General features: G+C 63.9%; 2 protein-coding genes. Both read left to right on the plus strand.

The genetic code is table 11. The features are described from left to right. Positions 1 to 240: thiolase C-terminal domain-containing protein (locus tag AC630_RS42150; RefSeq protein WP_502691601.1), on the plus strand; the 240-nt coding region annotated here is incomplete at its 5' end. A 159-nt stretch (positions 241 to 399) separates the two neighbouring features. Next, positions 400 to 776: SDR family NAD(P)-dependent oxidoreductase (locus tag AC630_RS42155; RefSeq protein WP_143198778.1), on the plus strand; the 377-nt coding region annotated here is incomplete at its 3' end.

The raw sequence follows: 776 nt of genomic DNA on the forward strand, positions 1-776 counted from the left end.
GGCAGGTTCATCGCCGACGGCAACACGCGGCCCGGGGCTAAGCTGCCGCTCAACACCAACGGCGGCGGATTGAGCTACATGCATTCCGGCATGTACGGCATGTACGCGCTTCAGGAGAGCGTGCGCCAGATGCGCGGCATCGCGCCGGCACAGGTGCAGGGCGCGAAGATTTCGGTGTGCCACGGCGTCGGCGGCATGTTCGCCGCGTCAGGCACGATCGTGTTCACGAACGAGAGGTAGAGACTTGTCATTCCGGGGCGTCGCGCAAGCGACGAGCTATGATGCGCAATTGCGCATCTGAGAATCCATAACCACGATCGGGAGTATGGATCCCGGGCCTGCGCCTTTCGGCGCATCCCGGAATGACGGCGGAATTTGGATCGATAGCGGAGAACTCACATGACAAAATCACTGCAAGACAAGGTCATCATCGTCACCGGCGCCGGCCGCGGCATCGGGCGCGAGATCGCGCTGCTCTGCGCGGCCGAGGGCGCCAAGGTCGTCGTCAACGATCCCGGCGGCGCCGCCGACGGCGCCGGTTCGAGCGCCATGCCCGCTGAGGAGGTCGTCGAGGAGATCAAGAAGCGCGGCGGCACCGCGGTCGCCAATTTCGAGAGCGTCGCGGAAGCGATCCCCGCAAGCAAGATCGTGAAGACCGCGACCGATCATTTCGGCCGGCTCGACGGCGTCGTGAACAACGCCGGCATCCTGCGCGACATGATCTTCCACAAGATGAGCGTGGAGGCCTTCGAGGCCGTCATCAAGGTCCATTTGAT

Origin of the sequence: Bradyrhizobium sp. AS23.2, assembly GCF_001908185.1 — a bacterium.
Classification (GTDB): domain Bacteria; phylum Pseudomonadota; class Alphaproteobacteria; order Rhizobiales; family Xanthobacteraceae; genus Bradyrhizobium.